At 60.6% G+C, this 26,122-nt stretch carries 27 protein-coding genes and 1 tRNA gene; 23 read left to right on the top strand and 5 right to left on the bottom strand.

The features are described from left to right. Nucleotides 1-52: 52 nt before the first annotated feature. The 9 genes from rsmI (at nt 53) to RLW55_RS04890 (ending at nt 7,612) form a co-directional block, all read left to right on the top strand. Nucleotides 53-1,000 (top strand): 16S rRNA (cytidine(1402)-2'-O)-methyltransferase, encoded by a 948-nt coding sequence (rsmI, locus tag RLW55_RS04930; protein ID WP_423415760.1) that lies wholly within the window; start codon nt 53-55, stop codon nt 998-1,000. Continuing rightward, on the top strand, nt 997-1,380 hold the full coding sequence (locus tag RLW55_RS04925) for a YraN family protein (RefSeq protein ID WP_423415759.1): 384 nt from the start codon (nt 997-999) through the stop codon (nt 1,378-1,380). The genes rsmI and RLW55_RS04925 overlap by 4 nt, the downstream gene beginning before the upstream one ends. 430 nt (nt 1,381-1,810) lie before the next feature. Next, nucleotides 1,811-2,374: a F0F1 ATP synthase subunit delta gene (locus RLW55_RS04920; RefSeq protein ID WP_423415758.1), complete on the top strand. Its 564-nt coding sequence runs from the start codon at nt 1,811-1,813 to the stop codon at nt 2,372-2,374. A 123-nt stretch (nt 2,375-2,497) separates the two neighbouring features. Next, on the top strand, nt 2,498-4,027 hold the full coding sequence (gene atpA / locus RLW55_RS04915) for a F0F1 ATP synthase subunit alpha (protein WP_414464410.1): 1,530 nt from the start codon (nt 2,498-2,500) through the stop codon (nt 4,025-4,027). Between the two features lie 25 nt (nt 4,028-4,052). Continuing rightward, nucleotides 4,053-4,937 (top strand): F0F1 ATP synthase subunit gamma, encoded by an 885-nt coding sequence (locus tag RLW55_RS04910; RefSeq protein WP_423415757.1) that lies wholly within the window; start codon nt 4,053-4,055, stop codon nt 4,935-4,937. A gap of 17 nt (nt 4,938-4,954) precedes the next feature. After that, nucleotides 4,955-5,359 (top strand): organic hydroperoxide resistance protein, encoded by a 405-nt coding sequence (locus RLW55_RS04905; RefSeq protein WP_423415756.1) that lies wholly within the window; start codon nt 4,955-4,957, stop codon nt 5,357-5,359. A gap of 22 nt (nt 5,360-5,381) precedes the next feature. Then, nucleotides 5,382-6,815: a F0F1 ATP synthase subunit beta gene (gene atpD / locus RLW55_RS04900; protein WP_423415755.1), complete on the top strand. Its 1,434-nt coding sequence runs from the start codon at nt 5,382-5,384 to the stop codon at nt 6,813-6,815. Nucleotides 6,816-6,878: 63 nt separating this feature from the next. After that, nucleotides 6,879-7,151, top strand: coding sequence for a hypothetical protein (locus tag RLW55_RS04895; RefSeq protein ID WP_013950323.1), 273 nt, complete (start codon nt 6,879-6,881; stop codon nt 7,149-7,151). A gap of 65 nt (nt 7,152-7,216) precedes the next feature. Then, the gene (locus RLW55_RS04890; protein WP_409561631.1) at nt 7,217-7,612 is read left to right on the top strand and encodes a F0F1 ATP synthase subunit epsilon; all 396 of its coding nucleotides are present in this window, start codon (nt 7,217-7,219) and stop codon (nt 7,610-7,612) included. A gap of 168 nt (nt 7,613-7,780) precedes the next feature. On the opposite strand, the gene RLW55_RS04885 is transcribed toward RLW55_RS04890, so the two are convergent. Next, a complete protein-coding gene (locus tag RLW55_RS04885) occupies nt 7,781-8,080 on the bottom strand; it encodes a hypothetical protein (protein ID WP_423415754.1) in 300 nt (99 codons plus the stop codon). A gap of 318 nt (nt 8,081-8,398) precedes the next feature. On the opposite strand from RLW55_RS04885, the gene cyoA reads away from it, so the two are divergent. The 8 genes from cyoA to RLW55_RS04845 are packed head-to-tail and all read left to right on the top strand — an operon-like array spanning nt 8,399 to nt 15,874. Then, nucleotides 8,399-9,547, top strand: coding sequence for a ubiquinol oxidase subunit II (cyoA, locus tag RLW55_RS04880; protein ID WP_423415753.1), 1,149 nt, complete (start codon nt 8,399-8,401; stop codon nt 9,545-9,547). A gap of 34 nt (nt 9,548-9,581) precedes the next feature. Next, nucleotides 9,582-11,588: a cytochrome o ubiquinol oxidase subunit I gene (gene cyoB, locus RLW55_RS04875; RefSeq protein WP_013950328.1), complete on the top strand. Its 2,007-nt coding sequence runs from the start codon at nt 9,582-9,584 to the stop codon at nt 11,586-11,588. A gap of 12 nt (nt 11,589-11,600) precedes the next feature. After that, entirely contained in the window at nt 11,601-12,242 is a 642-nt protein-coding gene (gene cyoC, locus RLW55_RS04870; RefSeq protein WP_024275028.1) for a cytochrome o ubiquinol oxidase subunit III, read from the top strand. Then, nucleotides 12,239-12,655, top strand: coding sequence for a cytochrome o ubiquinol oxidase subunit IV (gene cyoD, locus RLW55_RS04865; protein ID WP_013950330.1), 417 nt, complete (start codon nt 12,239-12,241; stop codon nt 12,653-12,655). Before cyoC ends, cyoD begins: the two co-directional genes overlap by 4 nt. Continuing rightward, nucleotides 12,652-13,494, top strand: a complete 843-nt coding sequence (locus RLW55_RS04860; protein ID WP_423415752.1) for an SURF1 family protein — start codon at nt 12,652-12,654, stop codon at nt 13,492-13,494. The genes cyoD and RLW55_RS04860 overlap by 4 nt, the downstream gene beginning before the upstream one ends. Nucleotides 13,495-13,525: 31 nt before the next feature. Continuing rightward, nucleotides 13,526-14,854 (top strand): ATP-binding protein, encoded by a 1,329-nt coding sequence (locus tag RLW55_RS04855; RefSeq protein ID WP_423415751.1) that lies wholly within the window; start codon nt 13,526-13,528, stop codon nt 14,852-14,854. Nucleotides 14,855-14,856: 2 nt separating this feature from the next. Further along, nucleotides 14,857-15,393 carry a response regulator transcription factor gene (locus tag RLW55_RS04850; RefSeq protein WP_013950333.1) on the top strand — a complete coding sequence of 179 codons (537 nt, stop codon included), beginning with the start codon at nt 14,857-14,859 and terminating at the stop codon, nt 15,391-15,393. Nucleotides 15,394-15,451: 58 nt separating this feature from the next. Further along, nucleotides 15,452-15,874 carry a hypothetical protein gene (locus RLW55_RS04845; RefSeq protein WP_423415750.1) on the top strand — a complete coding sequence of 141 codons (423 nt, stop codon included), beginning with the start codon at nt 15,452-15,454 and terminating at the stop codon, nt 15,872-15,874. Nucleotides 15,875-15,897: 23 nt separating this feature from the next. On the opposite strand, the gene RLW55_RS04840 is transcribed toward RLW55_RS04845, so the two are convergent. Both RLW55_RS04840 and RLW55_RS04835 read right to left on the bottom strand, forming a co-directional pair. Next, a complete protein-coding gene (locus tag RLW55_RS04840; protein ID WP_024275031.1) occupies nt 15,898-16,089 on the bottom strand; it encodes a hypothetical protein in 192 nt (63 codons plus the stop codon). Between the two features lie 58 nt (nt 16,090-16,147). Then, nucleotides 16,148-16,224 (bottom strand) — tRNA-His (locus tag RLW55_RS04835). A gap of 316 nt (nt 16,225-16,540) precedes the next feature. On the opposite strand from RLW55_RS04835, the gene RLW55_RS04830 reads away from it, so the two are divergent. From RLW55_RS04830 to RLW55_RS04820, 3 genes are all read left to right on the top strand, one after another. After that, a complete protein-coding gene (locus RLW55_RS04830; RefSeq protein WP_013950339.1) occupies nt 16,541-16,735 on the top strand; it encodes a hypothetical protein in 195 nt (64 codons plus the stop codon). A gap of 209 nt (nt 16,736-16,944) precedes the next feature. After that, entirely contained in the window at nt 16,945-18,129 is a 1,185-nt protein-coding gene (locus RLW55_RS04825; RefSeq protein WP_423415749.1) for a sensor histidine kinase, read from the top strand. A gap of 330 nt (nt 18,130-18,459) precedes the next feature. Next, the gene (locus RLW55_RS04820) at nt 18,460-18,984 is read left to right on the top strand and encodes a hypothetical protein (RefSeq protein WP_414464422.1); all 525 of its coding nucleotides are present in this window, start codon (nt 18,460-18,462) and stop codon (nt 18,982-18,984) included. A 10-nt stretch (nt 18,985-18,994) separates the two neighbouring features. On the opposite strand, the gene glpD is transcribed toward RLW55_RS04820, so the two are convergent. Both glpD and RLW55_RS04810 read right to left on the bottom strand, forming a co-directional pair. Beyond that, entirely contained in the window at nt 18,995-20,497 is a 1,503-nt protein-coding gene (gene glpD, locus RLW55_RS04815) for a glycerol-3-phosphate dehydrogenase (protein WP_423415748.1), read from the bottom strand. A gap of 77 nt (nt 20,498-20,574) precedes the next feature. Beyond that, nucleotides 20,575-22,506, bottom strand: coding sequence for a sodium/substrate symporter small subunit (locus RLW55_RS04810; protein WP_423415747.1), 1,932 nt, complete (start codon nt 22,504-22,506; stop codon nt 20,575-20,577). 664 nt (nt 22,507-23,170) lie between these two features. Here RLW55_RS04810 and coaBC point away from each other — a divergent pair. The 3 genes from coaBC to cysK all read left to right on the top strand — a co-directional run bounded on the left by coaBC (nt 23,171) and on the right by cysK (nt 26,107). Then, complete coding sequence (gene coaBC, locus RLW55_RS04805; RefSeq protein WP_414464425.1) at nt 23,171-24,406, top strand: bifunctional phosphopantothenoylcysteine decarboxylase/phosphopantothenate--cysteine ligase CoaBC; 1,236 nt, start codon at nt 23,171-23,173, stop codon at nt 24,404-24,406. Then, nucleotides 24,403-24,954, top strand: coding sequence for a dUTP diphosphatase (gene dut, locus RLW55_RS04800; RefSeq protein WP_423415746.1), 552 nt, complete (start codon nt 24,403-24,405; stop codon nt 24,952-24,954). The genes coaBC and dut overlap by 4 nt, the downstream gene beginning before the upstream one ends. Before the next feature lie 151 nt (nt 24,955-25,105). Next, nucleotides 25,106-26,107: a cysteine synthase A gene (cysK, locus tag RLW55_RS04795; protein WP_013950346.1), complete on the top strand. Its 1,002-nt coding sequence runs from the start codon at nt 25,106-25,108 to the stop codon at nt 26,105-26,107. The last annotated feature ends 15 nt before the right edge of the window (nt 26,108-26,122 follow it).

Below are 26,122 nucleotides of genomic sequence, written 5' to 3'. Positions count from 1 at the left end.
GGGTTGATATGGGTAGTGCAACTGCCCGCATTACAGGATCGAGACTTTCTCCGTGGCCGACGATCGTTCCTCTCATTCCGCCATAGCGACGCCAACTCTCGGACCGGCGGCGCGTGCGCAGGGCGTGATTGCGGGGCTTTTGTCGGAGCCATTGGCGGCCGGGCTTTATCTGGTCGCGACGCCGATTGGCAATCTCGGGGATATCACGCTGCGCGCACTGTCGGTGCTGGCGCGGGCCGATATCATTTATTGCGAAGATACGCGCCATTCCGCGAAGCTTTTGCAGCATTATGGCATTGCCACGCGGACGCGGCCATTTCACGACCATAATGAAGAGCGCGAAAGCGCGCGCGTTATTGACGAACTCAAAGCCGATAAGCGCATTGCGATCATATCGGACGCCGGGACGCCCCTGCTTTCGGATCCGGGATTCAAACTTGTGCGCGCTGCGGCGGCGGAAGACATTCCAGTCGTCGCTATTCCCGGCGCGTCGGCGCTGCTGCCAGCGCTGACAACCAGTGGTCTGCCGACGGATGCATTCTTCTTCGCGGGCTTTTTGCCGCCGAAGCAGGCGGCCCGGCGGGCGCGGCTTGCGGAATTATCGGCCATTCCTGGCAGTCTCATCTTTTATGAAGCGCCTCACCGTGTCGCGGAGACGATTCCGGATATGGCGCGTTTGCTCGGTAGCCGAGACGCCGTCATCGCTCGCGAACTGACGAAGCTGCACGAGGATGTTCGGCGCGGCACTCTGGCGGAGCTTGCTGAGGCAACTCCAATGGAGGGCCTCAAGGGCGAGGTTGTCATTGTCGTCGGGCCGGAGCAGGCTCAGGCCGTCAGTGACGAGACGTTGACGGCGCGGCTGGCGGGGGCTCTTGAGGTTATGAGCCTCAAGGATGCCGCCAAAGCCCTGGCCGACGAATTTGGGGTTCCGAAAGCGCGCGTTTATGGGCTTGGGATCAAGGCAAAAGACGAACTAAAGGCGAAGGACGTGGGACGATGAGTTCGAACGTCAATGATGAGCTCCGGCAGCGGCTTGAGCGCAAGCGGCGGCACCATAGTGGCGTCAGGGCAGAGACGATCGTCGCAGTGGTCTATATGGCCACCGGGCATCGCATTTTGGGGCGCCGGTTCAAGACCCCGGTCGGGGAGATCGACCTGATCGCGATCAGGAAGAACCGGGTGGCTTTCATCGAGGTCAAACGGCGGCAAACAACCGAAGAAGCCGAAGACGCCATTACGTTGACGATGCGCCGCCGGGTGCGCCGCGCGGCCGACCTCTGGCTGGCGCGCAACCCGCAATACCGCGAGCACGACGTCGGTTTCGACTTGGTGTTCGTGCTGCCCTGGCGCTTTCCGATCATCATGCGGGATGCGCTTTGAGACAAAAAAAGACCCGCCAAAGCGGGTCTTTGAGTGATTGAACGTGAAGTGCAGGGACCGTCATCGTCTAGGAACGCGCGAGCGCGATAGGGTTGCGCTGCATGTTGACGAACGTTTAGCTGATCGAGCCTGAACGTAGTTTGAACGGCGCTCGATCCCTTCGTTCATCCCTCTGGAAGCTGGCCGGGCCGGGAAACGCCCGAAATTCAGGCTCCTTGCGAAAATGTAATGCGGCAACGCGCCCTCTTGGCGCACTGTTGAAGCCTTGCAGAGTGCATGTTAAGGACAGCCCGGCTTTGGAAGGGGGCTGCTGGTGGGTTCCGGCCCCGGCGCTCTTTTTTTGTCAAAGGCCTTTCCTTGGAGCGGGCGCAATTTCGGGCCTTTTCGTGCCCCGCCCTCTATGCGCCCGAAGGCGCGAGGTGAGAGCGACGTGGCGACGGACGAAACAAGCGTGGACGGAGTGGCCGGACGGTATGCGTCGGCCTTGTTCGAGCTGGCTAAGGAAAGCTCGAACATCGAGGGGATCGAAAGCGATCTCGTAAATTTCCAATCGTTGCTCGATGAAAGCCCGGATCTCGTGCGCCTCGTGCGCAGCCCGGTGATCGCAGCGGACGATCAACAGAAGGCGATGGCTGCCATTCTCGACAGGGCAGGCATCGGCGGCTTGACCGCTAACTTCCTGAAGCTCGTGACCGCCAATCGGCGCCTGTTCGTCATTCAAGACATGATCAAAGTTTATCGCTCGCTCGCCGCCAAGGCGCGCGGCGAAATCACGGCTGAGGTCACCAGCGCGTTTGCCCTCAACGACGAGCAGGTCTCGGCTCTTAAAGAAACGCTCAAAGCTTCTGTCGGCAAGGATGTGACGCTGCAGTCGCGCGTCGATCCGAGCATTCTCGGCGGCCTGATCGTCAAGGTTGGCAGCCGCATGATCGACTCCTCGCTCAAGACCAAGCTTCAGAACATGAAGACGGCGCTGAACGGAGCCGGGGCTTAAGGCCTGACAGTTTCGCTGCTGGCTGCGAGGCCGGCGGTGTCACGGCAAGGTTTGCACTTAACAAATTGGCATAAGGGGCCGGACCAGGCTCCGTAAATGGAAACGACCAGGGAAGAGGTCTCAATGGAAATCCGGGCCGCAGAAATTTCTTCGATCCTGAAGGATCAGATCAAAAACTTCGGCAAGGAAGCCGAGGTTTCCGAAATCGGCCAGGTGCTGTCGGTCGGCGACGGCATCGCGCGCGTCTATGGTCTCGACAACGTCCAGGCGGGCGAGATGGTCGAGTTCCCCGGCGGCATCCGCGGCATGGCGCTGAACCTCGAAGCCGATAACGTCGGCGTCGTTATTTTCGGCGACGACCGCACGATCAAGGAAGGCGACACCGTCAAGCGGACCGGCGCCATCGTCGAAGTTCCGGTCGGCAAGGGTCTTCTCGGTCGCGTCGTCGACGGTCTCGGCAACCCGATCGACGGCAAGGGCCCGATCCAGTTCGAGAAAAAGATGCGCGTCGACGTCAAGGCGCCGGGCATCCTGCCGCGCAAGTCGGTGCACGAGCCGATGGCGACGGGTCTCAAGGCCATCGACGCGCTCATCCCGATCGGCCGTGGCCAGCGCGAGTTGGTCATCGGCGACCGTCAGACGGGCAAGACCGCCGTCGTTCTCGATACCTTCCTCAACCAGAAGCCGCTCAACGCGGGGAACGACGAAAGCGCGAAGCTTTATTGCGTTTACGTTGCCGTCGGCCAGAAGCGCTCAACGGTTGCTCAGTTCGTGAAGGTCCTGGAAGAGCGTGGCGCGCTTGAATATTCGATCGTCGTCGCGGCCACCGCTTCCGATCCGGCGCCGATGCAGTATCTCGCGCCGTTCACCGGCTGCACGATGGGCGAATACTTCCGCGACAACGGCATGCACGCGGTGATCGCGTATGACGATCTTTCCAAGCAGGCCGTCGCGTATCGTCAGATGTCGTTGCTGCTGCGCCGTCCGCCGGGCCGCGAAGCTTATCCGGGCGACGTTTTCTATCTCCATTCCCGTCTGCTTGAGCGCGCTGCAAAGATGGGCGACGCCGCCGGCAAGGGGTCGCTCACGGCGCTCCCTGTCATTGAGACCCAGGGCAACGACGTGTCTGCGTTCATTCCGACGAACGTCATTTCGATCACCGACGGCCAGATCTTCCTTGAATCGGATCTCTTCTATCAGGGCATCCGTCCGGCCGTGAACGTCGGTCTTTCGGTTTCGCGCGTCGGTTCGTCGGCTCAGACGAAGGCGATGAAGCAGGTCGCCGGCAAGATCAAAGGCGAGCTGGCGCAGTACCGCGAAATGGCGGCCTTCGCGCAGTTCGGTTCGGACCTCGACGCCGCCACGCAAAAGCTGCTCGCACGCGGCGCACGTCTGACGGAGCTTCTGAAGCAGCCGCAGTTCTCGCCGCTCAAGATGGAAGAGCAGGTTGCGGTGATCTTTGCGGGTACGCGCGGCTATCTCGACGCCATTCCGGTCTCGGCCGTTGGCAAGTTCGAAGAAGGCGTTCTCGCCGGGCTTCGCTCTGAAAAGACGCTTCTCGAAACGATCGCGAAAGAGAAGGCTCTGTCGGCAGATTCCGAGAAGAAGCTGGTCGAGTTCCTCGACAAGTTTGCCAAAGGTTTTGCAGCTTAATCGGGTTCCTTGAGGAGAACGCCCGATGGCGAGCTTAAAAGATATGCGCAACCGCATCGCCTCGGTGAAGGCGACGCGGAAAATCACGAAAGCCATGCAGATGGTTGCGGCGGCGAAGCTGCGCCGCGCGCAGGAAGCTGCGACTGCCGCCCGGCCTTACGCCGAGCGGATGGCAACCGTGCTCGGTAGCCTGGCTTCGAAAGTTGCGGATAAGAACGGCGCTTCGCCACTTCTCGTCGGCACCGGCAAGGATCAGGTGCATCTGCTGATTGTCATGACGGCGGAACGTGGTCTATGCGGCGGTTTCAATTCGAACATCGCCAAGCTAGCGCGTTCAGATGCGAACCGTTTGATCGCCGCGGGTAAGACGGTGAAGATCATGACGGTCGGCCGCAAGGGCGCCGACAACCTACGTCGCGATCTCGGCCGCAATATTGTCGAGCGCAAAGACTTTCAGGGTGTGCGTCAGCTGACGTTCGGGCATGCCGAGGGCCTCGCGAAGCGTGTGCTTGAGATGTTCGAAGCCGGCGAGTTTGACGTCGCCACGGTCTACTTCTCAGAGTTCAAGTCGATCATCTCACAAAAGCCGACGGCGTTGCAGCTTATTCCGGCGACCGTGCCTGAGGCGGCACCGGACGCTGCGAAGGGCGCAGGCGCCATTCACGAGTACGAGCCGAGCGAAGAAGAAGTCCTGGGCTTCCTGCTGTCGCGCAATATCTCGACGCAGATCTTCCGCGGCCTGCTGGAGAACTCGGCGTCGTTCTACGGCGCGCAGATGACCGCGATGGACAACGCGACACGCAATGCCGGCGACATGATCAATCGACTGACGATCGCCTACAACCGTCAGCGTCAGGCGAACATCACCAAGGAATTGATCGAGATCATCTCCGGAGCGGAAGCGGTCTAGGGCGAGGTAGATAGATCATGGCCTATGTAACGCGTGCAACGACGAAGGGCGGCCGGGACGGCCGCGCAGTTCTCGAAGAGGGCAAGCTCGCTCTTGCGATGGCGCTGCCGAAGGAGCTCGGTGGATCGGGTGAAGGCCACAACCCCGAGCAGCTGTTTGCGCTCGGGTGGTCGTCTTGCTTCGGTCAGGCGGTTCTGCTGCTGGCCAAGAAGCACGGACTCGACGGTCAGGCCGCCAAGGTTACGTGCGAAGTTGAACTCGACAAGGACGCGACGAGCTTCGCCCTCAAGGCGCATCTGACGCTCGCGATTCCTGGCGCCGATAAGGACAAGCTGCAGGCGCTGATCGAAGAAGCGCATCAGATCTGCCCGTATTCCAAAGCGACACGCAACAATATCCCGGTGACGCTCTCGGTCGCCTGAAACAATTCCGCTGGAGATAAAAATGGCTAAAAACGTAGGGAAGATTCACCAGGTGACGGGTGCCGTCGTTGACGTGCATTTCGCCGACAAGCTGCCGGAAATTCTGAACGCGCTTGAGACCACCAACAACGGCAATCGCCTCGTTCTCGAAGTCGCGCAGCATCTTGGTGAAAACACCGTGCGCACGATCGCGATGGACTCGACCGAGGGTCTGGTCCGCGGTCAGGAAGTCACCGACATGGGCGCGCCGATCTCGGTTCCCGTCGGCGATGAAACGCTCGGGCGGATCATGAACGTCATCGGCGAGCCGGTTGACGAAGCCGGTCCGATCAAGACAAGCGCGGTGCGCGCCATTCACCAACCAGCACCGACGTTTGAAGATCAGGCGACGGAAGCGCAGATCCTCGTCACGGGCATTAAGGTCGTTGATTTGCTCGCGCCCTATCCCAAAGGCGGCAAGATTGGCCTGTTCGGCGGCGCCGGCGTCGGCAAGACGGTTCTGATCATGGAACTGATCAATAATATCGCGAAGGCTCACGGCGGTTATTCGGTGTTCGCCGGCGTCGGCGAGCGTACGCGCGAGGGCAACGACCTCTATCACGAAATGATCGAATCGAACGTCAACAAGGACCCGAAGGCGAACAACGGGTCGGCCGCTGGTTCGAAGTGCGCTCTTGTTTACGGCCAGATGAACGAACCGCCGGGCGCACGCGCACGTGTTGCGCTCTCGGGCCTTACCGTTGCTGAGTATTTCCGCGACCAGGGCCAGGACGTGCTGTTCTTCGTCGACAACATCTTCCGCTTCACGCAGGCAGGTTCGGAAGTGTCGGCGCTGCTCGGCCGTATTCCTTCGGCGGTCGGTTATCAGCCGACGCTCGCGACGGACATGGGCGCGCTGCAGGAGCGCATTACCTCCACGACGAAGGGCTCGATCACCTCGGTTCAGGCCATCTACGTTCCGGCCGACGACTTGACCGACCCGGCGCCGGCGACCTCGTTTGCCCACCTTGACGCGACGACGACGCTGAACCGCGCGATTGCGGAAAAGGGCATCTATCCGGCGGTTGATCCGCTCGACTCGACGTCGCGCATGCTCGATCCGCGCATCGTCGGCGAAGAGCACTACGCCGTTGCCCGTAAGGTTCAGGCGATCCTGCAGAAGTACAAGTCGCTGCAGGACATCATCGCGATCCTCGGCATGGACGAGCTTTCCGAAGAGGATAAGCTCACGGTTGCCCGCGCTCGTAAGATCGAGCGTTTCATGTCGCAGCCGTTCCACGTCGCGGAAGTGTTCACCGGCTCGCCCGGCAAGCTCGTTCCGCTCGCCGATACCATCAAAGCGTTCAAGGGCCTCTGCGACGGTGAGTACGATCACCTTCCCGAGCCGGCGTTCTATATGGTCGGTTCGATCGACGAAGCGATCGCGAAGGCAGAGAAGCTCGCGGAAGCGGCATAACGATTAGGCTGAGCGTTTTCGAGCGGAGAACCCGTCCGAAGGCGCCGCCAGGAGAGAGAGTTCATGGCGGAAGCCGGAAAGACGTTTGGAAGCTGCTGCGAAGAGCTGAAAGAGGCTCTTGAGGGCGGCGACTTTGAGCCCTTGATCACGGTCGGGCCCGATGAGGTCATCTACATGACCGTCGGGCTCGTCGATCTCGAAGAAGAAGAGCCGGGTCTGGTCGATCATCCGCTTTTCTTCTGCCCGTTCTGTGGCACCAAGCTGCAGACGCCGGAAGAGGTGAGAGCCAAAGCCGGTGCCGAGGACGACGGCGAAGAAGAGCCGCGCCAGGCTTAACGGCGTCAAAATAAAAAACGACGGCATTAAATAGGTCGAACGCCTTCGAAGGGTCGGAAATCACCATGGCAGGCACATTCAGGTTTGAACTCGTCTCGCCCGAACGGGTGTTGATGTCGGTCGACGCCGAGCAGGTGGTCGTGCCTGGCACAGACGGAGAGTTCACGGTTCTCGCCGGTCATGTGCCGGTCATCTCGACGCTTGTTCCGGGCGTTCTCGATGTTACGGCCGGCAGCGTGCGCAAGCGGCTCTTCGTCAAGTCGGGCTTCGCGGAAGTCGATCCGGCGCGCCTGACGGTTCTGGCTGAGAAAGCCTACGACGTCGACGAGATGTCGGCGGCAACGATTGCGGCGGAGCTCAAGACTGCGGAAGCCGAACTTGCCGCCGCAAAGGACGATGATGCGAAGCGCATGGCCGATACGCTCGTCGGTGAACTGAAGCGGCTTTCGCCGCAGGCTTAAGCGGCGCGCTCAGACACGATCTATAACTGAAACTCAAAGCGCTTCTTGCAGGCTGGGACGATCTCAGCCTTGCGAGGAGCGCTTTGTCATATCTTAGATCGCCGACCGGTGCGCCGTCGTTCCGACGAGCCAGGCCATCAGGCGGCGCAGTCCGTCGGTTGTTTCCCGTCAGGGTTCGTTCTCTCCTGTCCGTTTGTCGATCCGGAACGAGCCGACATAGCGGGCTGCCTTGCTGCCGACGCCATTCGGCAAAGGCGCGGCGTTGGTTTGAATTTCGTTGCCATCGCTCAGCGTCATGGCCTCAAGCGCAACAGACCTCTTGGTGAAGGACTTCCAGGCGACCGGAATTGCATGCAAGTCCGGGCCGACCTGCCAGGCGAAGACATCGTATTTTCCCGGAGCATGCTTCTGACGCATCGCAGCCTTGATCAGGCCTTGCGCGGTTTTGGGGGCCAAAGGGATCGTCATCGGAACGCCCGGACGCAAGTGGCGCTGTGCGATCGGAGCGTCCTCGCGCCTCTCGCACGGGGGTGGCGAGGTTCGGCATTTTTAGGCACGGCGCCTCCGAGCGACAAATTGGATGGCAAATCTCTTTCAAATCAGGTGTAGTTTTTCGGAGTTCTCAACACCGGTTCGATCGTCACTGAAAGCTATATCTAGGTGTGTTACCCAGGCCGGGGATGTCCTGCGGCCAACTGGCGTTGGGCAAATTGTCCAATTTTGCTTCAACCTGTGCGCGTTTAGCGGGAGATCAGGGGAAGCTCTGTCGATAGGACGCGACCTGCCTTGAAACGTTTTTATATATTCGCTCTGTTGCCGGTTCTTGCCCTCCTGGGCGGCTGCAACGCAATCGTGCTCAATCCTGCCGGCGATATTGCCATCCAGCAGCGCGATCTCGTGATTATCTCGACCGTTCTGATGCTCTTGATCATCGTTCCGGTCATGGCACTCACGGCTTGGTTTGCCTGGCACTATCGAGCTTCGAACACGAACGCGCGATACGAGCCGAACTGGTCGCATTCGACCCATCTTGAGCTGATCATCTGGTCGGCACCGCTTCTGATCATCATCTGCCTTGGCGCCGTGACGTGGATGGCGACGCACATGCTTGATCCGTGGCGCCCGCTTAACCGCACCGGCCCGGACAAGGAAGTTGCGGCCACTGCGAAACCGCTTACCGTTCAGGTCGTCGCGCTCGATTGGAAGTGGCTGTTCATCTATCCCGAACAGGGCATCGCTACTGTGAATGAAATGGCGGCTCCCGTCGACCGGCCGCTTAATTTCAAAATTTCTGCTTCGTCGGTGATGAACGCGTTCTACGTTCCGGCGCTCGCCGGCATGATTTACGCGATGCCGGGCATGCAGACCCAGCTGCACGCGGTAATCAACAAAGCGGGCATCTATAAGGGCTTCTCTTCGAACTATAGCGGCAACGGCTTTTCGGAGATGCGGTTCGACTTTCTGGCAATGGACGATGCCGGCTTCGACAAGTGGGTGTCGGGCGTCAAGGCATCGCAGACCGGCAATCTTGGCCGGACCGAGTATCTTGATCTTGAGCGTCCCAGCGAAGCTGTGCCCGTCAAGAAATTCTCGAGCGTCGATCCGCAGCTCTTCGATCTAATCGTCAACATGTGTGTCCAGCCCGGCAAAATGTGTATGCACGAAATGGCAGCCATCGACGCCAAGGGTGGGCTTGGGCTCGCGGGCAACGACATCGTGCAGTCTCTTGAGTACGACAAGTATGCACGTCGCGGTGATGGGCCGGTCGTGAAGAAGTCGTACGTCGCAAGCGTGTGCACGAAGACGGCGCCGATGGGCATGGATGCGCAGGCTGCTGCCGCAGTCACGCCTGTCAGTTCGACGCCGCTCGTCGGGGCCGGACTGCCGCAGCCGGGCATGTTCCAATCGTTTGCGCGAAAGCCATCAAATTCCTGAGCCGTCAGGCTCCTGACCGGGATAGTTTCCAGAGATGTTCGAAAACTTTGACCTTCAGAAAGCGATATTCGGGCGGTTGACGCTCGAATCTATTCCCTATCACGAGCCGATTTTGGTGATGACGTTCATCGGCGTCGCTATCGGCGGCGCGGTGGTTCTGGGCGCGATCACCTACTACAGGCTGTGGGGCTACCTCTGGCACGAATGGTTCACGAGCGTCGATCACAAGCGGATCGGCGTCATGTACATCGTGCTCGGCCTCGTGATGCTGCTGCGCGGCTTCGCCGACGCCATCATGATGCGCGCGCAGCAGGCCATCGCCTTCAACGGCAACGAGGGCTATCTGCCGGCGCATCACTTCGACCAGATCTTCACGGCGCATGGCGTGATCATGATCTTCTTCGTGGCGATGCCGCTGGTCACGGGTTTGATGAACTATGTCGTGCCGCTGCAGATCGGCGCGCGCGACGTCGCCTTCCCGTTCCTCAACAACTTCAGCTTCTGGATGACGGTTTCGGGCGGCGTGCTTGTTATGGCGTCGCTGTTCGTCGGTGAGTTCGCACGGACCGGCTGGCTCGCCTATCCGCCGCTTTCGAACTACGCCTACAGTCCAGATGTCGGGGTCGATTACTACATATGGGCGCTGCAGATAGCTGGCGTCGGAACGCTTCTATCGGGCGTCAACCTGATCGCGACGATCGTGAAGATGCGTTGCCCCGGTATGACGATGATGAAGATGCCGGTCTTCACCTGGACCGCGCTTTGCACCAACGTTCTGATCGTGGCGGCCTTCCCCGTTCTGACGGGCGTGCTGGCCCTCCTTTCTCTCGATCGGTACGTCGGCACGAACTTCTTCACGAACGACTTCGGCGGCAACCCGATGATGTACGTGAACCTCATCTGGATCTGGGGCCACCCGGAAGTTTACATTCTCGTGCTGCCGGTGTTCGGCGTGTTCTCCGAGGTGACCGCGACGTTCTCGGGCAAGCGCCTCTTTGGCTACACGTCGATGGTCTACGCCACGGTCTGTATCACGATCCTGTCGTACCTCGTCTGGCTGCACCACTTCTTCACGATGGGCTCGGGCGCTAGCGTCAACTCGTTCTTCGGTATCACGACGATGATCATCTCGATCCCGACGGGCGCGAAACTCTTCAACTGGCTGTTCACTATGTATCGCGGCCGGATTCGCTTCGAGCTGCCGATGATGTGGACCGTCGCGTTCATGCTGACGTTCGTGATCGGCGGCATGACGGGCGTTCTGCTCGCAGTCCCGCCGGCGGACTTCGTGCTTCACAACAGCCTCTTCCTGATCGCGCATTTCCATAACGTGATCATTGGTGGCGTCGTGTTCGGCTGCTTTGCGGGCATCGCGTACTGGTTCCCGAAGGTCACCGGTTTCAAGCTCGATCCGTTCTGGGGCAAGATGTCGTTCTGGTTCTGGGTCTCGGGCTTCTACCTCGCCTTCATGCCGCTCTACGTTCTTGGCCTGATGGGTGTGACGCGGCGCCTGCGCGTGTTCGACGACCCGTCGTTGCAGATCTACTTCGTCATCGCGGCGTTCGGTGCGTTCCTGATCGCGCTCGGTATCGGTTCGTTCCTTATCCAGCTCGCCGTAAGCATCAAGAACCGCGAGAAGCTGCGCGACCTCACCGGCGATCCCTGGAATGCACGGACGCTCGAATGGTCGACGTCATCGCCGCCGCCGGTCTACAACTTCGCCTTTACGCCGGTCGTCTACGATCACGACGCGTGGTGGGACATGAAGGAGCACGGCTATAAGCGGCCGATGGGAGGCTTCAAGCCGATCCATATGCCGAGGAACACCGGAGCCGGTGTCATTCTCGCCGGTCTCAGCTTCATCACCGGTTTCGCTTTGATCTGGTACATCTGGTGGCTGGCCGCCGTTGGCTTCGTCGCCCTGCTGGCGACCGCGATCGGTCATACATTCAACTACAATCGGAGCTTCAACATTCCGACGCAGCAGATCGTTGAAACCGAGAGCGAGCGTACTCAGCTCCTTCAATCGGTGGGGGCCTGAGCGATGACGACAATGACGGCAAGCGCGTCGGCGTCCGGGGCCGGAGAGGCAAAGGAAACGCGTCCCTTCTACGTGGCCGATGAGCACGAGCACGGTGACGGTGGCAGCACCCAGCTGGGCTTCTGGCTCTACCTGATGAGCGACTGTCTCATCTTTGCGGTGTTGTTCGCGACTTACGGCGTGCTTGGCGGCAACTTTGCAGCCGGGCCGTCGCCGAAAGATTTGTTCGACCTGCCTCTGGTAGCAGTCAACACGTCGATGCTGCTGTTCTCGTCGATCACTTATGGCTTCGCCGTGCTTGAGATGCAGAAGAACCGCAAGCAGGGCATGCTGATGTGGCTGGCGATTACGATGGCTTTCGGCGCTGCGTTCATCGGCATCGAGCTGTTTGAATTCACGCACATGATCCTCGAAGGCGCGACGCCTCAGAGAAGCGCGTTCCTGTCGTCGTTCTTCACGCTCGTCGGCACGCACGGCCTGCACGTGACGTTCGGCATCATCTGGATGATCACGCTGATGGTTCAGGTGACGAGGTTCGGCCTGAATGAGCCGAACAAGCGTCGTATCCTGTGCCTCAGCATGTTCTGGCACTTCCTCGACGTCGTCTGGATCGGCGTTTTCACCTTCGTTTATCTTATGGGAGTGCTGCGATGAGCACGGACGCGCACGCCAATCACGGACATGCCGCGCATGGGCATATTGCTCCTGGCGGCGGTCATGACGATCACGGGCATGGCAGCGGCCATCCCGAGTCGACGCTCAGCGGCTATCTGACGGGCTTCGTTCTTTCCGTCATCCTGACGGCCATTCCGTTCTGGCTCGTGATGTCGGGCGCGCTCGGAAGCAAGGAAGCGACGGCTATCTCGATCCTGGCTATCGGTGCGGTCCAGATCGTCGTCCACATGATCTACTTCCTGCACATGTCGCCGAGTTCGGAGGGCGGTTGGACGCTGATGGCGCTGATCTTCACGGTTGTTATGGTCGTGATCACGCTGACCGGCTCGCTGTGGGTGATGTATCACCTGACGACCAACATGATGCCGATGGATCCGAGCCAACTGCCGTGACATCCGACGCCGGCGGGCGCGGGGGACAAGAAGCGGCGCCATCGGGCGCAACGGAGTTCGATGCGGATGCGCCGGGTGCGCGCACACCTCGTTCGCTGTCTTCTCTGGCAGTCATCAGCCTCGTGGCGTTGTTCGGCATTGCCGGTCTCATGTGGCTTGGCATTTGGCAGGTTGAGCGGCGGGCTTGGAAGCTCGATTTGATTTCCCGCGTCGAGAGCCGGGTTCACGCAACTCCGGTGCCCGCGCCCGGTCCGACCGATTGGCCTTCGATCACCGCCAATAACGACGAGTATCGACGCGTCACGGTTTCCGGCCACTTTCTTCATGATCGCGAGACGCTCGTCATGGCCGTCACCGACGAGGGCGGTGGCTATTGGGTGATGACGCCGCTCAAGACCGCGACGGGTTTCGAAGTGCTCGTCAATCGCGGTTTCGTACCGACCGAAAAGAAGGAGCGTGAGACGCGGCTTGCGGGAGAGATCGACGGCAACGTAACCGTTACGGGTCTACTGCGCATGACGGAGCCGAAGGGCGCTTTTCTGCGCGGCAACGATATCTCGGCCGATCGCTGGTATTCCCGCGACGTTGACGCCATCGCGATCAAGCGCGGGCTCGACAATTATGCGCCTTACTTCATCGACGCCGATGCAACGCCCAATCCTGGCGGCTATCCGGTCGGTGGTCTGACGGTGATCAAATTCCCGAACAATCACCTCGTTTACGCGTTGACGTGGTTTGCGCTGGCGCTGATGCTCGCGGCTGCCTTCGTCCGGTTCCTGCGCGAAGAGATTCGCATCCGGCAAACGCCGCAGGGGGCCGGCGGTGTGGCTCCGGATTGAGGTCCTCCGATCGCTAGTCTGTGCGCCCGGTATGTCAAAGTTCAGTGACCACCAGTTCCCTTTTCAGAGCGACGAACTCGCGGCATCGCCTGCCAATGGAGCCGATGCCATTGGCGTGGAAAACATGCTGCTGCTGGTCCAGCTTCGCTGGATCGCGGTTGCGGGCCAGGTGGCGACGATTGTGTTCGTCTGGACCGTCCTGGGGGTCAATCTTCCGCTCGTGCCGATGGGTCTCGTTGCGGCGTCGTTGGTGGTTCTCAATCTCGCGAGCCTCTGGTGGCTGCGGCGCGGCCGTGACGTCAGCGCTGTGGGCTTGCTCATCGCGCTGCTGCTCGACGTTGCCGGTCTGACGGCACAGCTCTATCTCAGCGGCGGGGCGATGAACCCGTTTGCCTTCCTTTATCTCCTTCAGGTCACGCTGGCAGCGGTGCTGCTCAATGTACGGCTGACGTCGGTGGTGTTGGCCGCGACGTGCGCGAGCTTCCTTTTGCTTACGCGGTTTTATCGACCACTTGAAATTCCGGCCGGAGAGATCGACCTCTTTACCCTGCATGTTATCGGCATGCTGGTCTGTTTCGTGGTCGATGCGGCCTTGCTGTTCGTGTTTGTCACGCGCATCACGCGCAATCTCAGGGAGCGCGATGCGCGCCTTGCAGCGCTGAAGCAGCATGCCGCCGAAGAGGATCATATCGTGCGCATGGGGCTTTTGGCATCGGGTGCTGCGCATGAACTTGGCACGCCATTGGCATCGCTGTCGGTCATTCTCGGCGATTGGCGTCGGATGCCGGTCATCACAGGCAATCCCGAGCTGTTGCAGGAAGTCGATGAAATGCAAGCAGCCGTGAAGCGCTGCAAATCGATCTTGACGGGCGTGCTGCTGTCGGCCGGAGAGGCACGCGGCGAAGCCCCGAGCGTGACCACGGTGACGACCTTCTTTAACGCTCTGATCAACGAGTGGCGGGAAGCGCGAACTCCAAACTATCTCGATTATAGCAACGCGTTCGGTGCCGATCTGTCGATCGTTTCCGATTCGACGCTGAAGCAGATCATCTTCAACGTGCTGGACAATGCTTACGATTCATCTCCCGACTGGGTCGGCGTTTCGATTTCGCGTGATGGCGACATGCTTATTCTGCGCGTGCTGGACCGCGGTCCAGGATTTGCGCCGCAAATGCTTGCGCAATTCGGAAAGCCCTATCAATCGAGCAAGGGGAAGCCGGGAGGCGGGCTTGGATTGTTTCTGGTTGTGAATGTAGTCCGCAAACTCGGCGGCAGCGTCATGGCGGCCAACCGTCCCGAAGGCGGCGCGTCCGTGACGCTCAAGCTGCCGCTTTCGGCCCTTGCCCTTGGAGCCCGCTAGACATGGATGATGCCAACCCAACGCTGGTGATCGTCGAAGACGATGCCTCTTTCGCCGCGACGCTCAAGCGTTCGTTCGAGCGGCGCGGGTACAAGGTTGATCACGCCGAAGGCCCCGAGCAACTTCACGACATCCTGCAGGTCCGCACGCCGGGCTTTGCCGTCGTCGACCTGAAGCTTGCTGGGGCTTCCGGTTTGACATGCGTCGAAGCCCTGCATGCGCATGACCCGTCGACCGTAATCGTCGTGCTAACGGGCTTTGCGAGCATCGCCACCGCGGTCGAGGCGATCAAGCTCGGCGCGCGGCATTACCTCGTGAAGCCGTCGAGTACGGACGATATCGAGGATGCGTTCGAGCGCGCCCAAGGCGATCCCGGTGTTGCGCTCACGGAACGCCCGACGTCGATCAAGACGGTCGAGTGGGAGCACATTCATCAGATCCTGGTTGAGACGAATTTCAATATTTCCGAGGCGGCGCGGAGGCTTGGCATGCATCGGCGGACGCTGGCGCGGAAGCTTGAAAAACGGCGCGTAAAATAGCTGTCGCCGCAATCCTGTTCTGCTAGCTTAACATCAGCGAGCGGAGGGGTTTTGCATCATGCGCAGCGGTTCGGTTTCCTTTCATCAGTCGACGACGTTTGTCGGAGTGATGGGATTGACGCTGCTTATTGCAGTCGGCTTTGCAGAAACGAAAGAAGCGCATCGGACGCCGCCGTGCGATGTCGATTGCGTGAGCCGCGACGCCGGTTATGCCTGGGGCAAGGAACTCGGCATTGACGATCCCTCGGAATGCGGAGGAAATTCCGCCGACTTCATTGCGGGCTGTCAGGCCTATGCGACGAAGCATGAAGATCCGATGGCACTGCCGGCGGACGACGCGCAGAGCGATCAGCAATCCGATGACGAACAGGATCAGGCCGACGGCATGACGGTTGACGATAACGTCAATGTGCTCACCGGGCCGAGCGCCGATCCGGACTCCAATCTTCCGCTGCCCAGCGAAGCGCCGAGCCAGGACTGAAGCGAGGCCTTCGTAGCGGGCGTTTAGTTCTGCGGGATTTGCGGGCCGGATACGGGAGCTTGCGGCGCGGGATGCGGCTTGTCGGGAAATGGCCAGCCCGGCCAGTAGAGCCGCACAAGGACGACGAGTACGAAAATATAGATGGCGAGCAGCCACGCGCGGCGCGAGGTCAGATCATGCTTGGGTTTCGGCTCGGGCGTGTTGTCGGAGGTCATGCCAGTTTCGCCCTGATACGTTCCGGTCGAGCAGATGATCCGCCTACGCAATCGGAAATGGTACCGCCTCCCAGAGTTGAACCGGGGACCTCTAGATCCACAATCTAGCGCTCTAACCAACTGAGCTAAGGCGGCACAAGCCGTTTTTCAGGGTAACTTTAGCGCGGTTGGCTGGCGCAGTGCATCTGCAAACGCCTCATCCGTCGCGCCGGAGATCCCCGATTGTCGAGCGGCCCCGAAGGTGCGCTCGGCGAGCGCTGGTTCCATCACAGCCTGGGGCAAGGGTCAAGGGCGACTTATCGCTCTTTGCGCTGTCAGCCCCGAATTTTCGGGGGGCCTACACGATCGAATATTAACTTTGCATGAACGCATGGAACTCGGTCCCCCGACGCGAGTATAGTGCGCTAGTGGGGAAACCGTAGGGACTGTTTTCGGGGGAAAACGGAAAATCATGACCCTTTGTCATTACAGCTCGGAAGAGCTCGATGAGCTTCAGCAATTGCTGAAAAGCATCATCGACGAAGCACACCAGATGTCGCTCAATATTCCAGATGAGGACATTATCGAGAAACTCTACGACCTGGCCGATCGCGGCGAACGCGACCCGGAGAAGCTCCGCGAGGCCATTCTGACCAAGGCTGCGTAAACCGACGAGGTCGGTGCGCGCCTAGGTTGTCATTCTGCGTTTTCGTTCAATCGGTTGATGTGGTTCCACCCGCGGTGCAGCGAGGCGATCGCGCCCGTCCCGCGGTTGGCAGTGGAAAATCGTGCGTTTCGCCGTTCTAGGTGTCCGCAAATCACGTACGTTGACGTGGTGCGTTGCGAATAAGCCTTTGGAACGGGCGAACTTTCACGATGGCTGTCGCGGCTAAACCCGTACTCCCGAATGGCCGTGACGATGCAGCGCCGCTCGATGCCGAGCAGGACGCGCAACCCACTGTCGTCATCGACACTGAGGCTGCGGAAATTCTCGCCGCGAACGCGCGCGGGCGGTCTGCGCTCGGGCTTTTCCCTTATGCAACCTTTCCGATCGCGCTTGATCCGGCGATGCCTGCCGTTGCGCGCCTTCGGCAGATTGCGGCGGCGACGAACCTCGGCAAGGGGACGCCTGAGACCTTGCTGTTCTGGAACAGCGGTCGGCTGAAACGCGTGAAATGCAAGGTTGCGCAACGCGGCGGCAAGGGTTCGAAGGTTTTGCTGCTTCACATCGAGATGGTCGAGGCTCCGGACGATAGCTATCCGCCGTCCCGCCGCGCGGGCACTTCGGCCGGCGCGGTCGAAAAGCTGCCGGACGCGCCGGCGAGCGCACCGGTCGCAGCCCAGCCGGTCGCGGCGTCTATAGCCGCCAGTCTCGACGTCGATACCATCGCCAAGCTCGCGCACGAGCTCAAAACGCCGCTGACGGCGATTGCGGCGGCTGCCGAGATCATGCGCGACGAACGGCTCGGCGAGATGAAGAACCAGCGTTACTTGAGCTACGCTGCGGACATTCATGAAAGCGCAACGCACGCCCTCGACGTCATCACGTCGCTGCTCGCAGAACGCGCCAAGCCCGCGACGGCCGCGTCGCGTCTCATCGCAATCGATCTCAATGCCATCGTTGACCGCACGGTTTCGAGCGTGAAGGCGCTGGCGGAATCGTGTGGATTGAACCTTTCATTCGACTCCGATGGAAGCACGCCGCATGTCGTCGCCAATCCGACGGCGCTGCGGCAGATCCTGCTCAATCTGCTGACCAACGCGATCAAATTCACCCCGCGGGGCGGAGATGTCCACGTCGCGACCGGACACCTGGACGACGGTCGCGTGTTTCTCACGGTCCGTGATACCGGCGGTGGGATGAGCGGCGTCGGTGCGGCGGCGGGATCGATATCGGCCAGCGAATTGAAGCCCGCGTGGGCACGCAGCAACGGCATCGGACTGCCGCTCGTCGAATCGCTGGTGCGCGACATGGGGGCGGAGATGGAAATCGAGAGCGCGCCTCAGAAAGGGACGGCGGCGACGATCCTGTTCGGCGACTTCGCACGCCGTTTCAAGTGATCCGGTGAGGGCGTCGGAAGCACGCCATAGCTAGTTGAAAATTATAAAAATTCTAATGTGAGCGATGCGACTTAGTAAGTGTTGACCGAGTCGCTATCGTCGCGTTAGCTCAGATGACGATGTCATCGGCGACATCGCGCGTCAGTCACTCGTCAGTTGCTGGCGTCAACCGATACCGGGGCCTTGAACCTCGATTATTGGAGCGGACAATGGACTTTTTCTCCAGCGCTATTCATTGCGCACTTTCTCAATCATCAGCACTCGTTTCATCAGGTCTCGACTCCGGCGTCGTCGCCGCGCTCGTGAGCCTCTCGTCGGAGGGTTCGCACAATGGCTAATTCGGCATCCAATTCCTCTCTAGGACAATCGACGCGTTCGGCGAAGGTCGTACCCTTGCCCGCGCGTGCACCTGAGCGGCTGGTTGCCGTCGGCTTCCGCTGCTGGCTCGCCGGATTGTCGACCGGCGATATCAAATGCTGGGAAGACGCGTGGAACACGTTTTCGGGCATGCTCGGCCCGGACAATGCCAAGGCGTTGTTGCTCGACCTTTCGAAGTTCGTTCGCGCCGTCAAAGCCAATGCGCAGCGCGACATCGAGATTTCGCCGGCAGGCTGCCGCAGCTTCTGCCGCGACGAGTGCCTCGCGATCTCGATTATCGCTGCGTGTCAGCATGATGAGCGTCAGGCGCTGACGGCTGCGGCTGAAGCGCTGATCGGTTCGGGCGATATCGGCGATACGCTTAACGGTGCGCAGGCGCTGGCAGCGGCGTTGCGCAAGACCAACCAGATGCTCGATGCGGATTCGATCTGCCCGGCCACGTGCGGTCTTCGCGCGTCGCGCCGGCGGTTGATGTAATCACAGCGGCCTACGCTTTATCGAGATCGTTCTGAATGCGTTCGGCGGCCATCGCGCGCTCGCCGAGCGCCAAGTGCAGGCCTACTTTCGTGCGCCGCCAAAGAATATCGTCCGCGGTCACGGCCCATTCCTCCGATTTGAGATAGGCGATTTCGCGGGCTGTTAGACCGCCGCCTAAGTCTTCGCCAAGGTCTTGTTCCGATCGCGCTCCGGCGATGAGGTCTTGCGCGCGCACGCCATAGCGGCGAGCGAGACGGCGGAGACGAGTTGGCGCAAAACCGCTGTTCGCTCGAACGAAGTCTGCCAACCACTGTTCGAACGATTGTCCACCAAGGTCGCCTCCCGGCAATGGCGTCGTCGCGGTCGTTCCGCGGGGCATGTTCGGGAAGAAGGGATGGAGCGCGCTAAGAGCGGCTTCGGCGAGCTTGCGATAGGTCGTGATCTTGCCGCCGATGACGTGAAGGATCGGCGGCGATTGCTTGGCTTCCAGGTCGAGCCGGTAATCGCGGCTGACGGCGGATGCGCTTAGCGCGCCATCGTCGTCGAGTGGGCGCACGCCTGCGAAACTCCAGACGATGTCGCTCTGCTTCGGAGCGTTCCGAAAAAAGCGGCTCGCGACGTCGAGAAGATATGTTTCTTCAACGCGGGTCGGCGTGGCATTGCGTGGATCGCCCGACAGTTTTTCTTCCGTCGTGCCGATCAGCGTGAAATCCTCTTCGAACGGTATTGCAAACACGACGCGGCCGTCGCTGTTCTGGAACGTGTAAGCGTCATCAGCACCGGCGATGCGCGGGACGACGATGTGACTGCCTTTGACGAGGCGAATGACAATCGCGTTTGCCGGCGGTTGTGTCGTCGTTGCGAGCTTCGCGACATCAGCGACCCAAGGACCAGCCGCATTGACTATGGCGCGGGCAGCGCAGCGTTGGCCATCGCGTCCGAGCGAAGCGATCCATAGATCATTTTCAGTTGTGAGCGCTGCGACGGCGGTGCGCGTCAGAATTCGGGCTCCGGCATTGCGGGCTGCGAGTGCATTCAGAACGACAAGGCGGGCATCGTCGACGGCGCAATCCCAATACGTGAAGCCAGACGCGATCTCTGGCTGAAGCGGTTTGCCCGCCGGTTCGCGCCGCAGATCAATCGCGTGCGAGGCGCCGAGCGATTGGCGCGTGGCGAGGTGGTCGTAAAGGAAAAGTCCGGCGCGCATCATCAGAGCCGGTCGCATGCCTTCGACTTGCGGCAGCACGAAACGCAGCGGACGGACGATGTGCGGGGCTTTCGCCAGCAGGACTTCTCGCTCGGCGAGCGCTTCTCGGACAAGGCGAAATTCGAAGTGTTCGAGGTAGCGGAGGCCGCCGTGGATCAGCTTGGAGCTTGCTGACGACGTTGCGCCTGCCAGGTCTTCGGCTTCGGCCAACAGAACCGACAGGCCGCGTGACGCGGCGTCGGCGGCGATCCCGGCACCGTTGATGCCGCCGCCGATCACGAGCAAGTCGTAGACTTCATCGGTCATGCAAAACCCATGGGGAACCCGCTCCGCGACGTTGGTCGTTGCGGGATTCTAGGCGACTCGCTCAGAAGCGCGAAGGATCAGCTTTTTGTCGGGCCGCCGGCTTTGCGGCTGCGGAACAGCAGGCTGAAAACCAATCCGGCGATGAAGCCCGCGGGTACCGAAACCAGCGTGATGGCCGCCGGTTGCAGTCCGCCCCAGTTGGCGATGGTCGTGACATGGGCGACGAGCGCGGCGCGAGCGGCAGCTTGAGCTTCCGGTGTCGTCGCTGCAGCAAGTGCGGCTTGCAACTCTGCGAAACGGTCGGCGGCTTCGGGCATGGCGTTCGACAGGCTGCCGCTCAGGCTGAACAGTTCCACCGGCCAGAGGTGGACGCCGAGAAGGTAGATGCCGGTGATGGCAATGCCGACGAACATCGCGGCGATGGCGCCGACCTTGTTCATGTGCCGCCAATGCAAGCCTAAAACGAGTGCGGGGAAGAGCCCTGCGGCCAGGATCGCAAATCCTTCAGCGGCGAGCAGGCCCGTGCTCATCGCCGCATAAAGTGCGCCGAGCGCACCTGCGACAAGCATTGTGCCGCCGACTGTCACGGCTCGGAAATCGAGGTTTACGACCTCGTTGGCGTCGCGGTTCGCGCGGATTTCGCCATCCGCGACGACGATGCCGGAGATGAGCGCGTTGCCCATAAGGATCGAGGCCAGCACGGCGCCGATCAGCAGTGGGTATTGCAGCCAAGGATCGAGGCCCGAGATCTTCGGTGCGGCGACGACGAAACCGTCCGTCGTAAACGCGAGGTCTTGCAGCCGGACGAAGCCGCGCTGGCCTGAGGCCTTCTGGCAGGCCGCCGTCAGTTCGGTTGGCGCTTCGGAATTGCGATCGCAGACCTTCACCCAGCCGAGCGCGCTGGCCTCGGCCAGCGATTGCGGAATGGCGGCAATCTCGATGCCTTTCGACATCGCCTGTTCGAAGCCGAGGCGGCTATAGACGGCGAGCGGCGGCAAGCTCGCGATGATGATGGCAACCGCGAAAAGTGCAGCGGCGGTGCGCTTTACGGCAGAGCCTGGTGCAACGGAGGATTGCGAGACGTGGCGGCCGAGAAGATGCGGCGCGACGACAATGCCGAACGCGACTGCCAGTAGCAGGCCGGCGAAGTTTTTCATCGACAGCTGCAGGAATGGCGACGCCATCGGCTTCAGCGATTGGAAGTCCGAGAGGCGATTGATGATCAGTTTCTGGCTGATGCTGGCATGACTTTGCAGGGCGGCCCCGAGCGTCAGATGGGGCATGGCCGAGCCGTCGGCGTAAAACGCAAGGCCTGTCAGCGTTGCGAGCAAGCCGCCGCAGATGATGATAAAGCCGATGCCGTTGATCTTCTTGCCGGGCAGCAGAGAGCTGGCCAACCAGATGGCTGTGATCGCGAGGGTAAGAACGAGGATCGCCTGCGGCAGCGGCAGGTTCGATAAGCTTTGAAAGGCCAGCGATCCGGCGCGGATATCGGCTGCCAGCAAAAGCACGCAGCCGACGAAGGCAATCAGGAATGCGAGACGGCGCACGACATTGCTGCCGTAGCGGATGGCGAAAAAGCCGCTGATCGATTGTACCGGATAGAGCACGAAGCGCGGCGCGACGAGAATGGCGAGAAGCGCGATGCCGGCGACCATACCAAGAGGCAGCGCCAAGCCGTCATATCCCATGGCCGCGATATAACCGGTGAAGCCTAACAGCGCGACCGCGCCGACGCATTCACCGGCAAAGACGAGCGCCGGGCCGATGCCTTCGCGCGCCGACGTGCCGCCTGCGCGCCAAGCGTAAAATGCGACGAGTGCAACGAGCCCGATGATGGCGCCCTGGGCTGCGATCCAGAAGCCGAGCGGGAAGCCGGCGAAGTGGAAGAGATTGAGCGTCAGCGCGCACAGCGGCAGAGCCACAGCCAAGATCAGCCATAGCATCAAGCTTGCGAGCAAAAGGCGGCCCGACGGCCGGCTGGCGCCTGCGATATCCCCCAAACTCATTCTGAAAACCTCTTCCATCCCCGCTTAGCATCGAACGCGCGCTATTGGCGTCAGAAAGGCGTTCCGATCAAGGCGGGGAACATTACCGATGAGAGCTTCTGAACTAAGATCAGAAAAATGCCGGTGGCGGCGGAATGGCGGGCCAGAACGAACGTTGTTTCGCTCGTTCGAATGCCGGAATTGAATTGGGGCGGCTCGACTGGCGAACCACCCCAATAGTTTCGTCCCTAGACTTGGACCTTTATTCGTTTTTATCCCTGCGACCGGTCCCAACCATCGCTGAGTGGGCGCACCATGTACCATTGTGTCTTCTGCGTCAAGTCACCGCGCGACATAAATAATTTCGATTTTGTGACTGCCTAATCGATGGTCAATTTTGTTGCCTCGGAGGGGTGCACCGCGCTCGGTTATTGCTCGATTATGGCGAATTGGCGGGAGGAAATGCGTGCCGCAGCAGCAGGCGGGTTTCGCCTGCCCTCAGAGCGTGGAAATCGCCATCGTGAGGTGCCGTCGAGCCTGTGCAACTTATGCCGCCCCTGGCTTCCTGGGACGCCAAGAGTGTCTGACTGACCGGTATTCAGAGCCGTTTAACGCCCCGCACGCCAGGACGTGCTAAACTTGGTTTCGATCGGCCAGCAACTGGCCAGGAAATGGATTGAACGCTGTGGCATCGGCTAAACGCATTTTATTGATCATCGGCGGCGGTATCGCGGCCTACAAATGCCTAGAACTGATCCGCCGGCTCAAGGAGCGCGGCCACAGCGTCCGGGCGGTGATGACCAAGGCCGCGCATCACTTCGTGACGCCGCTATCGGTTGGAGCGCTGACGAATGAGCGCGTACTAACGAATCTCTTCGATCTCGACGAGGAGCGCGAGATCGGCCACATCCGGCTGGCGCGCGACAGTGATGTGATCGTCGTCGCGCCCGCGACAGCGGATCTGATGGCGCGGATGGCAGGCGGGCATGCGGATGACCTCGCGACGGCGGTGCTACTGGCAACCGACAGGCCGGTGCTGGTCGCGCCAGCGATGAACCCGGCGATGTGGCTCAATCCGGCGACGCGACGAAACGTGGCGCAACTCAAAGAAGACGGCATTCGCTTCGTCGGACCGGCTGTTGGCGAGATGGCGGAACGCGGCGAAGCTGGCCCTGGCCGTCTCGTCGAGGTTCCGCAGCTCATTGAAGCGATTGAGAGTGTGCTGGAACTGAACACGGATGCCGTTGGTCCGCTCGCAGGGCGGCATGTCGTTATTACAAGCGGGCCGACGCACGAGCCTATCGATCCGATCCGCTATCTGGCGAACCGGTCATCCGGCAAGCAGGGTTTTGAACTCGCGGCGGCCGCGCGCGAACTTGGCGCCCGCGTAACGCTGATTACTGGGCCCGTGTCCTTACCTGAGCCGCGCGATGTCACGGTCGTGCGGGTCAAGACGGCTGATGAAATGCTTGCGGCGGTGCGCGCGGCGCTTCCCGCCGATATCGCCGTCTTTGCGGCAGCCGTTGCCGATTGGCGTGTCGACCGGCCGCAAACGGAAAAGATCAAAAAGGCCGAAGGCAAAAGCGCGCCGATGCTGACGCTGTCGGAAAACCCCGATATTTTGAAAACGATTGCTCAATCCGGTCAGATGCGGCCATCGCTCGTCATTGGCTTTGCGGCCGAGACGCAGGACGTGCTGGCGTACGGGCAAAAGAAACTGAAGACAAAGCGCGCGGACTGGATCGTTGCGAATGATGTTTCGCCGTCGTCCGGCGTGATGGGAGGAGAGAACAATACTGTGCACGTGATAACGGCGAGCGGCGTCGAGAGTTGGCCGGAGATGAGCAAAGCCAAGGTGGCGCGAAAGCTCATGGAGCGTGCGGCCGGAGAGCTTCACAGCAAGCGGACGGCTGCAGAATGAAAGTGAAAATCAAGCGGCTGCCGCACGCCGACGGTCTTCCGCTTCCCGATTATCAAACACCCGACGCGGCCGGTTTCGATCTTGTGGCGGCGGTCGCTCCCGATACGACAGTGACGATCCTGCCGGGCGCCCGCGTGCTCATTCCGACGGGGTTAATCTTCGAGATTCCGAAGAAGATGGAAGCTCAGGTGAGACCGCGCTCCGGTCTTGCCATCAAGCATGGCGTGACGGTTCTCAATAGTCCCGGTACGATCGACGCCGATTATCGCGGCGAAGTCGCAGTCATTTTGATCAATCTCGGCAAAGAGCCGTTCGTCGTGACTAGGGGCGAGCGCATCGCGCAAATGGTTATCGCGCCCGTTGCCCGCGTAAAATTGCGCGAGGTCAAAAAACTTTCGAAGACGAAAAGAGCCGCCGGCGGTTTCGGCTCGACGGGCGTAGGTGAGGCGACATCCCAACCGAAGTCCCGCAAGGAGAAATCCGTTTCCGGCGAGGGGGAGGCGGCGCAAACAAAATCCGGCTCTCAAAAGCGGGGACACTCGTCGTAAGCACAAAAAATGCAATGCTTATCGACGCCTACGGCTGTGCATCGCCTCTTGAGAGCGGTGCTCGAACCTGCGAGAAACGACCCTACATTCAGATGTATCTGGTGCAGACACGCGCCAACGCAACCCGAGACTTCTCAAACCGAGACAGGCCATGACAGAGACGCTTGAGATCAAGACACTGGACGCCACAAAGAGCTGGGGGCGCGGCCGCGTCTATGACAGCATCACCGAGACCATCGGTCATACGCCGCTAGTGCGCCTTTCGAAAATCCAAGAGGCTGCGAAGCTCAAGGCAGACATTCTGCTGAAGCTCGAATTTTTCAATCCGCTGTCGTCGGTCAAGGATCGTATCGGCGTGGCGATGATCGACGTGCTCGAAGCGGAAGGCCGCATCAAGCCGGGTAAGACCGTTCTGATCGAGCCGACGTCGGGCAACACGGGTATTGGTCTTGCGTTCGTTGCAGCGGCGCGCGGATATCGCCTCATCCTCGTCATGCCAGAGACGATGTCGATCGAGCGCAGAAAAATTCTGGCACATCTCGGTGCCGAGCTTGAATTGACGCCTGGACCGGGCGGCATGCCGGCGGCGGTCACGCGCGCGGAAGAGCTTGCGAAGACGCTGCCGGACGCTGTCATTCCGGGTCAATTCGATAATCCGGCGAATCCGCTCGTTCACGAAAAGACGACGGCGGAAGAAATCTATAACGACACCAACGGCAAGGTCGACGCGCTCGTGGTTGGCGTCGGCACAGGCGGCACGCTGACCGGTGTCGGCCGGGCGCTGAAGAAGCGCATTCCAGGCCTCAAGGTCATTGCCGTCGAGCCGTCGACGAGTGCGATACTGTCGGGGCAGCCGCGCGGTCCGCACAAGATCCAGGGCATCGGCGCCGGTTTCATTCCGAGCATTCTCGATAAAGGCCTGATTGACGAAGTTGTGACGGTTTCGAGCGAGACGGCATTCGATGTGTCGCGCATGGTCGCGAAGGTGGAAGGCATTCCGGGCGGCATCTCGACGGGTGCCAACGTTGCCGCCGCGATCACGGTTGCCGAGCGGCCGGAATTCGCAGGCAAAACGATCGTGACATTCGCACCGTCCTCGGCGGAGCGGTATTATTCCAGCGAGCTGTTCGTCGATCCGCAACCGCGGAGCTAAACGCGCAAGAGGTTC

It is taken from the genome of Hyphomicrobium sp. B1 (assembly GCF_049532635.1).
Lineage (GTDB): Bacteria > Pseudomonadota > Alphaproteobacteria > Rhizobiales > Hyphomicrobiaceae > Hyphomicrobium_B.
This window is presented reverse-complemented; position numbering and strand designations above follow the sequence as displayed.

What these genes read in the sequence shown, in the direction of transcription:
- RLW55_RS04925 (WP_423415759.1), top strand. Translation starts at nt 997, where the DNA reads ATGAGTTCGAACGTCAATGATGAGCTCCGGCAGCGGCTTGAGCGCAAG.
- atpA (WP_414464410.1), top strand. Translation starts at nt 2,498, where the DNA reads ATGGAAATCCGGGCCGCAGAAATTTCTTCGATCCTGAAGGATCAGATC.
- RLW55_RS04910 (WP_423415757.1), top strand. Translation starts at nt 4,053, where the DNA reads ATGGCGAGCTTAAAAGATATGCGCAACCGCATCGCCTCGGTGAAGGCG.
- RLW55_RS04905 (WP_423415756.1), top strand. Translation starts at nt 4,955, where the DNA reads ATGGCCTATGTAACGCGTGCAACGACGAAGGGCGGCCGGGACGGCCGC.
- atpD (WP_423415755.1), top strand. Translation starts at nt 5,382, where the DNA reads ATGGCTAAAAACGTAGGGAAGATTCACCAGGTGACGGGTGCCGTCGTT.
- RLW55_RS04895 (WP_013950323.1), top strand. Translation starts at nt 6,879, where the DNA reads ATGGCGGAAGCCGGAAAGACGTTTGGAAGCTGCTGCGAAGAGCTGAAA.
- RLW55_RS04890 (WP_409561631.1), top strand. Translation starts at nt 7,217, where the DNA reads ATGGCAGGCACATTCAGGTTTGAACTCGTCTCGCCCGAACGGGTGTTG.
- RLW55_RS04885 (WP_423415754.1), bottom strand. Translation starts at nt 8,080, where the DNA reads ATGACGATCCCTTTGGCCCCCAAAACCGCGCAAGGCCTGATCAAGGCT.
- cyoB (WP_013950328.1), top strand. Translation starts at nt 9,582, where the DNA reads ATGTTCGAAAACTTTGACCTTCAGAAAGCGATATTCGGGCGGTTGACG.
- cyoC (WP_024275028.1), top strand. Translation starts at nt 11,601, where the DNA reads ATGACGGCAAGCGCGTCGGCGTCCGGGGCCGGAGAGGCAAAGGAAACG.
- cyoD (WP_013950330.1), top strand. Translation starts at nt 12,239, where the DNA reads ATGAGCACGGACGCGCACGCCAATCACGGACATGCCGCGCATGGGCAT.
- RLW55_RS04855 (WP_423415751.1), top strand. Translation starts at nt 13,526, where the DNA reads ATGTCAAAGTTCAGTGACCACCAGTTCCCTTTTCAGAGCGACGAACTC.
- RLW55_RS04850 (WP_013950333.1), top strand. Translation starts at nt 14,857, where the DNA reads ATGGATGATGCCAACCCAACGCTGGTGATCGTCGAAGACGATGCCTCT.
- RLW55_RS04845 (WP_423415750.1), top strand. Translation starts at nt 15,452, where the DNA reads ATGCGCAGCGGTTCGGTTTCCTTTCATCAGTCGACGACGTTTGTCGGA.
- RLW55_RS04840 (WP_024275031.1), bottom strand. Translation starts at nt 16,089, where the DNA reads ATGACCTCCGACAACACGCCCGAGCCGAAACCCAAGCATGATCTGACC.
- RLW55_RS04830 (WP_013950339.1), top strand. Translation starts at nt 16,541, where the DNA reads ATGACCCTTTGTCATTACAGCTCGGAAGAGCTCGATGAGCTTCAGCAA.
- RLW55_RS04825 (WP_423415749.1), top strand. Translation starts at nt 16,945, where the DNA reads ATGGCTGTCGCGGCTAAACCCGTACTCCCGAATGGCCGTGACGATGCA.
- RLW55_RS04820 (WP_414464422.1), top strand. Translation starts at nt 18,460, where the DNA reads ATGGCTAATTCGGCATCCAATTCCTCTCTAGGACAATCGACGCGTTCG.
- glpD (WP_423415748.1), bottom strand. Translation starts at nt 20,497, where the DNA reads ATGACCGATGAAGTCTACGACTTGCTCGTGATCGGCGGCGGCATCAAC.
- RLW55_RS04810 (WP_423415747.1), bottom strand. Translation starts at nt 22,506, where the DNA reads ATGAGTTTGGGGGATATCGCAGGCGCCAGCCGGCCGTCGGGCCGCCTT.
- dut (WP_423415746.1), top strand. Translation starts at nt 24,403, where the DNA reads ATGAAAGTGAAAATCAAGCGGCTGCCGCACGCCGACGGTCTTCCGCTT.
- cysK (WP_013950346.1), top strand. Translation starts at nt 25,106, where the DNA reads ATGACAGAGACGCTTGAGATCAAGACACTGGACGCCACAAAGAGCTGG.